General features: G+C 36.5%; 6 protein-coding genes. 2 read left to right on the plus strand and 4 right to left on the minus strand.

Going from position 1 to position 6,308, the window contains the following annotated elements:
• Both H5968_RS25300 and H5968_RS24280 read left to right on the plus strand, forming a co-directional pair.
• Nucleotides 1-221 (plus strand): hypothetical protein (locus tag H5968_RS25300; protein WP_222620797.1); only part of this gene is annotated, 221 nt, incomplete at its 5' end.
• Between the two features lie 294 nt (nt 222-515).
• Nucleotides 516-767 carry a DUF4351 domain-containing protein gene (locus H5968_RS24280; protein WP_187041990.1) on the plus strand — a complete coding sequence of 84 codons (252 nt, stop codon included), beginning with the start codon at nt 516-518 and terminating at the stop codon, nt 765-767.
• Nucleotides 768-858: 91 nt separating this feature from the next.
• Here the strand turns inward: H5968_RS24280 and H5968_RS24285 are convergent, their stop codons facing one another.
• The 4 genes from H5968_RS24285 to H5968_RS24300 form a co-directional block, all read right to left on the minus strand.
• Nucleotides 859-1,329 carry a DUF3368 domain-containing protein gene (locus tag H5968_RS24285; protein WP_187041991.1) on the minus strand — a complete coding sequence of 157 codons (471 nt, stop codon included), beginning with the start codon at nt 1,327-1,329 and terminating at the stop codon, nt 859-861.
• Nucleotides 1,326-1,592, minus strand: coding sequence for a UPF0175 family protein (locus H5968_RS24290; RefSeq protein ID WP_096572106.1), 267 nt, complete (start codon nt 1,590-1,592; stop codon nt 1,326-1,328). The genes H5968_RS24285 and H5968_RS24290 overlap by 4 nt, the downstream gene beginning before the upstream one ends.
• Before the next feature lie 191 nt (nt 1,593-1,783).
• Entirely contained in the window at nt 1,784-3,106 is a 1,323-nt protein-coding gene (locus tag H5968_RS24295) for an ATP-binding protein (protein WP_255427241.1), read from the minus strand.
• 255 nt (nt 3,107-3,361) lie between these two features.
• Nucleotides 3,362-6,308, minus strand: a 2,947-nt coding sequence (locus H5968_RS24300) for a DNA methyltransferase (protein ID WP_187041992.1), incomplete at its 5' end; no start/stop codon positions are given.

The following is a 6,308-nucleotide window of genomic DNA, read 5'->3' on the forward strand; positions in this document are numbered from 1 at the left end:
ACAATTATCAATTATCAATTATCCATTATCAATTATCAATCACATCCCGTACATCCTCAAATCCTGGTTATCCTGATTCAGACAATTATCAATTATCAATTATCCATTATCAATTATCAATCACATCCCGTACATCCTCAAATCCTGGTTATCCTGATTCAAACAATTATCAATTATCAATTATCCATTATCAATTATCAATCACATCCCGTACATCCTAAAATCCTGGTTATCAATTTAGTTTTGGTGCAATTCCATCAACTAAATTTTGTCAAGGAGTTTATGAAATCGCTGAATATTTCCGTGCGGGAATTGTTGTCATTCATCAATTACCAGAAACTCCCGAAACTATCTGGTTAAGAATTTTAGGAAGGGAAAAAGTACAATCAAAAGCAATTGATGAGTTACTATCTTTAGATACTGACGAACAATTCAAACGAAAAACGCTAGAATTATTCTATGTGTTGATGGACAGAATCGCAATTAGAAACCCTAAAACAATCACAGAGGTAAATATGAGACGGTTAGTTAACTACTATCAGCAAGATCGTGATTTAGCGGTTCAAGAAGGTAAAACCCTGGGTAAGAATGAAGAAGGAAGTTTATTAGTTATCAAACTATTAATCAAAAGATTCAAAAATATTAACCCCGAAGTTACCCAAAAAATTCAACAATTATCACTAGAAAAAATTGAAGAATTAGCAGAAGCATTACTTGATTTTAACCAATATCAAGACCTAGAAAATTGGTTACAACAAAATCAGTAATTTGGTGACTGGTGACTGGTGACTGGTGATTGGGATATAATTATTTTATTCTGTAGGTTGGGTTGACGCAAGGAAACCCAACATTTTAATTTCATGACTGGTTGAACATAGATTGTAGCAGGTGAGAACTAGCACGAAAATTAGTTTTTTGTAATGCGGTAATTGTTGTTTTCAAATCAATTAAATTCTGATTAGCTGCTAAATTTAAAATACCCAATAATCCGGTAATTTTTAAACCTCTAGATTGGGCAATTTGACGAGCGGCTTTTTCATCTATAATAATTAAATTAGCTTGGATTCTTTCGGCTAATAATATTGCTTCTTTTTCTCCCTGATGTAAGTTTACTAACATATTATCATCAGGAATGTTAACAGCAGCGACTTCCAACCATTCAGGAATATTTGTGATCCATTTTTGTACCTTTTCCGGTGTTCCTGTTGCTTGTAGTTCTTGGTAAACAGCTTTGGGAATCATGACTTTACCAAATAATTGTGGTAATAAATCAATTTGTTCAATGATGATTAAATAACAAATTGGTGAAGTATCTGCAACTACAATCATGATGATAAAACCTGATTTAATGTTTCCATATCTGCTGCTAAGTCTGCTTCTGTATAATCTAAATCAACATGAGCATTTTTTAAGAATGTTTCTGTTTCCCATCGGCTAGAAAAATGTAGTAATTCTTGAATTTGTGCAGTTGTGATCATGCCATTTTTATAAGATTCAATAGCTAATACTTCTAATATTTTTTGTGGTAAGTTATGCCAATTTTGTTGTAATTTTTGTCCAATTTCTTCAGGTATTTCAATGGTAATTTGCATATTTTTAACTCTTGTTAGTTAGTGATTGGTGATTGGGGTATTATTATTTTATCCTGTAGGTTGGGTTGACGTAAGGAAACCCAACATTTTAATTTGGTGACTGGGGACTGGGATATAATTTAACGCAGATGAACGCAGATAAACACAGATAACCATTTATTTCTGCTAAAAACAGTGAGTTTTGCCAACACTCAAGCCCGAATCACAGTAATTCTATATTGATTTTCTGTCACCACCACCTCAGTTGATAATCTCTCCTCCATAGGTAAAGCATTTTTCTGCCTATCAAAGATAAATAACCAACCAAAATCTAAACCCAAACGCCCTAAATAAGATTCTAATTGTTCAATTCCATCACCTTGAGGATCGCGTTTTTTATCCCGCCACACTTTCAATTCAATTCCTAAAATTACATCTTTATAACGCAAACATAAATCCATTCTGTCACTACCAATTGCATATTCCCTTTCTAAAACTCCTCCACCATTAACTACACGATGTAAAAAAGCCATTAATACTATATGGGGGGCAATTTCATGGTAAGCAGCACTACTTAATAAAGGTTCTCCATGTTGTCGCCAAAACTTGAGAAATGCAGTCAATAAACTATCTATATTTAATTCACCTGTTGTAGTCAACCAACTAGGACTAATTAAAGGTAAACTATCCTGAGTTCCTTGGACTAAAACACGGGGAATTACTTCCCGATATATGGGATTAGAAATAACTAATCCTCCCCTGGGATCACGTCTTAATAATCCTAAATCTATTAAATATTGGCGATCATCTGCTAAAGTGTCAGGTAATGTTTGCCCTGCTAAAATGGGTTCAATAATATTTTTAACTCGTTTTTCTCTTAATCGTTCAGCTAAACTATCTAAATGAGTATCTTGACGATTAATTAATATTTCCTTGGCTGTTAAAATATGTTCTTTTGTAATAGTAATATTTCTATCTTTTACCATTTTTTCTACAATTTCTTTAGCTAAAGCATTCACTAACCAAGGTTGTCCTTGGGTTAAATCATAAGCTGTTTCTATTGCTTCTGGTGTGAAAATTTGTCCTGTTGCTGCTGTATGTTGTTGATATAATTCTCCTACTTCTGCAAGATTAAAATTTCTCATAGTCAGAGAAGCAACTGTTATATTAAAAGGACTAGAAGTATTTAATCTGTCACTACCTCCCGATGCTACTTTATAATCTCGCACATCTCGTAAACCAATTAAACCTACTGATGAGGGAAAATTTTCTGGACGGTTAGGAAAACCATCTCTTAATTGTCGTAAAATAGAAATTAATGTTTGATCTTGTAAAGAATCAATTTCATCTATAAATAATACTAAAGGGCGGTTTAAAGATGTTGCCCAAGCTGATAAAAAAGCTTTAATTCTGCTTCCTGTTTCTTCCTGTTGCTCCTGATACATATAACCCACATTCCGCACTTCGCTTTGTAATACATGAAGATTAAGAAAATTGGGGTTAATGGTGGTTGAATAGCGAACTGCTTGCAGCATTGCTTCGCTATCGCCGAAGGGCTATAATTCATAGGTTTAAATAGGGTTTGCTGAGAAAGTCTTGTCGTGATGACAGGTGACAGGTGACAGGTGCTAGGCCACGCTTCGCTATCACAAAGTGCAAGCTTTTTTAGGATCATAGCACCTAAAACCAGGCGCAATTTTAATTTTCATCATCCTTGATCCCTTGATTTATCTAGGTTCTACATTTATTCAGCATCCCCTATTTATATCCCAATCACCAATCACCAATCATCAGTCAATATTAAATAACGGTAACTCATTATTTGTGGTTTTGGTATTTTTCACCGTCTTCTTTTTATCACTCTTCCCTTTTTTCTTCCCTTCTGCAACTTTTCCTCCTAATATTTCTGACTCATAGCGTTTTTGGTTGAGTTCCAATAATTTCGCTAAAACTTCATCATGGGTTGACTCTGGCCAACGATATCTCCAAGGTTTTTTCTTACTTCTTTCTCCTCTCTTGGTAGGAGAGATATCAGGGGTGAGGTCTTCTTCTTCGTAGTCTAATAAAAATTCGCATTCTGTGGAAATGTCACCCCATCCGTAAGCGTTGAGAACCTCTTTATCCATTGCGGTGTGTAGTTCTCTGAGTTTAATAATGTCGGGGTCGTATTCGTCGGGGTCATGAAAACGGTTGTAGGTTTCTGTCAGTCCTTGGTTATTTTTTACCATCAACTCCGCACGGTATTCATAATAGGTTTTTCCCGCTTGTTCTAATATGGGGTTGTTTTCCCAGTTTTCGGGAAAGGGGAAGGTTTCAAAACAGTCTGATGGTGTGTAACGCAGTCTATCTTCTAATGATGAACCAAAAAATCTTGTCCATATTTCATGGATGCGAGATTGTAATATACAGAAAAATGAGTTTTTATCATTTGCAAATACTACCAACGCTTCAGAAAAAACTATATTAGCTTCCATGAATGCTGTACACCAATGTGGTTGATGACGAGAAATAACCAAAACACGATTTAATTGTGATATTGCTTGATTTAGGTCAACTCTATTATTCCAAAATTTCCACCACTCATAAACCATTCTTGGATATTTTTTACCATCCTTTTTTAATCTTTCCGGTTTAACTTTCTCCTCTAAAATATTAATTAAATCAGGATATTCCCTCGCTTCCTCCTCACTCATTTCCCCAAAATTAATCACATATCTCCGATGTGCATGAGTAGGACTAGAATTAACTTCCTCACCTCCAATATAAGGAAAAATTCTTTCTGCATTTTGGGGATTTTCTGTAATTAACCTTTGCATTTCTGCTATCGGTGTAGCTTCCGGGTTATCATCATCAAAAGTGAAACCCATTCCTAAAACAATACTACCTTGAAAACTCTTATCCGCATTTGCTAATAACTTCTCAGGGTCTTTATTTCCCCCCGCATGAAATAAGAACGCCGAAATTAAATCAACTTGCTTATTATCTAACAACTTTTCCCCCACATACTCACCCTTAAAACAGTGAACGACGCTAACCACCACCGCAGCTAAACCCGGCCACTTTAACCGTTTTTGGGCATTATAAATAATTCCCTCATGTTCACAAATATATCTCAAACCCGTGCTGCGAGTATCTCCCTGGGCGATGGTGTTAGTAGCAATTAAGCCAAAAGTGCCATTTTTACGTAATAAATCAAACGCCCTTCTAAAAAAATGTGCCACTAAATCACCTTGACCTCCAGATTCATGATTGACAACTTTCAACCAATCTAAATAACCATTACCAAAATTAGAAGAAATTTTACTACCACCCAAAAAAGGTGGATTTCCAATAATTGCATCAAAACCGGGATTTTGATTATCAAATACCTCTGGAAATTCAATTTCCCAATTAAAAACAGGAACAGGTTTTTCCCCAGATTTTAAATTATTACATATATTGATAATTTCTTCTTTCTCCTGTTGGGGCAACCACGGGGGGTTTGCTTCTACCGACTCCTTTACGGGCGAAGCATTCGGATGAGAAATTCTTGATTTTTCCTCAATATTTTTGTCCGAATGCTTCGCCCCTACCTTGCCAAACATTAACCGAAATTTATCTAACTCATCCTTCCTTGCTTTATCTTTTTCTGCTGCAAAAAACGCCGCAATAACTAAGTCACCTCTAACCCTGGTTTCCTCTAATTCTTTTTCCACATCTTCGTATTTTTCCCGTTTCTTTCCATATTCATCATCACCAAAATTAACAATCTCATTTCTATAATTTTTCACATTATCAATTGCTAATGGTAAAGATAAACTTTCATCTGTATAGGTAGTATCCGCTATCCAACTAAAATTTTTAATCTGTTCCCGTGTCAACCCCACCAAAGAGTCACCCCATTTCAACGCATGATCTAAAAATGTAAAGGTATGATTTTTCGCTAAGGTTGCCAACCACAAAGACAACTTCGCCAAATTCACAGCAAACGGATTTTTATCCACACCATATAAACAACGTTGTGCTACAACCCGCCGCGCAAACAATAACACATCCTCATCCCCAGGAATAACCGGAGTATTTCCCTGTTTTTCCCACGCTTCTACCACCTTTTCCGCTATCTGACGACAAACTTCTACCAAAAACGCCCCCGAACCCATGGCTAAATCACAGACTTTTAGATTTAAAATGTCTTCAGATGTGGGGTTTTCTCCCAAGTTCTCAAATACCGGTCTTAATGTTTCTGTAACTATGGGTGCTGTTAACGCCCTTGGTGTATAATGTGACCCACTCCGTCGTCGTTCTTCCCCTGGTTGCAAATACAAGCTACCCACGGCCATTAAACTCGGTGTTTTTGGTGATACTTTCCGCCCCAGTGCATTTACTACTTCCTCAGCCGTTTTTGCCCCTTTCAACTCGGTTAAGGATTTCCCAGTAATTTCACAGTTAGCCTGTTCTTTTAAATACTTTACCCTATCCCCTGCCTTGGTTTTGAGAATATCATCAACACTTACAACCACCGTTACAGAAGCTTTTGCACTTTTGGGTTTACTCCACACCCCGATAGATGGGCTAGTAGCCATTTGCACCTCATAACCCATAATCGCCTCATACACAGATCCGATTTGTTCCACATCTAAGGAACGGTAAGAAAGTCTTTCCCCATCGAGTACAAGTAGTCCTTGTAACACCCGAAAAATCACCCCATCGGAAACGCGGGGGATGTCGGGAGTAGGGGAAGTAGGGGAGGTAGGGGAG

This window comes from Sphaerospermopsis sp. LEGE 00249 (assembly GCF_014299995.1).
GTDB lineage: Bacteria > Cyanobacteriota > Cyanobacteriia > Cyanobacteriales > Nostocaceae > Sphaerospermopsis > Sphaerospermopsis kisseleviana.

Excerpts from the sequence above, each read along its gene's own strand:
- H5968_RS24280 (WP_187041990.1), top strand. The coding sequence starts at position 516 with ATGAGACGGTTAGTTAACTACTATCAGCAAGATCGTGATTTAGCGGTT.
- H5968_RS24295 (WP_255427241.1), bottom strand. The coding sequence starts at position 3,106 with ATGCTGCAAGCAGTTCGCTATTCAACCACCATTAACCCCAATTTTCTT.
- H5968_RS24290 (WP_096572106.1), bottom strand. The coding sequence starts at position 1,592 with ATGCAAATTACCATTGAAATACCTGAAGAAATTGGACAAAAATTACAA.
- H5968_RS24285 (WP_187041991.1), bottom strand. The coding sequence starts at position 1,329 with ATGATTGTAGTTGCAGATACTTCACCAATTTGTTATTTAATCATCATT.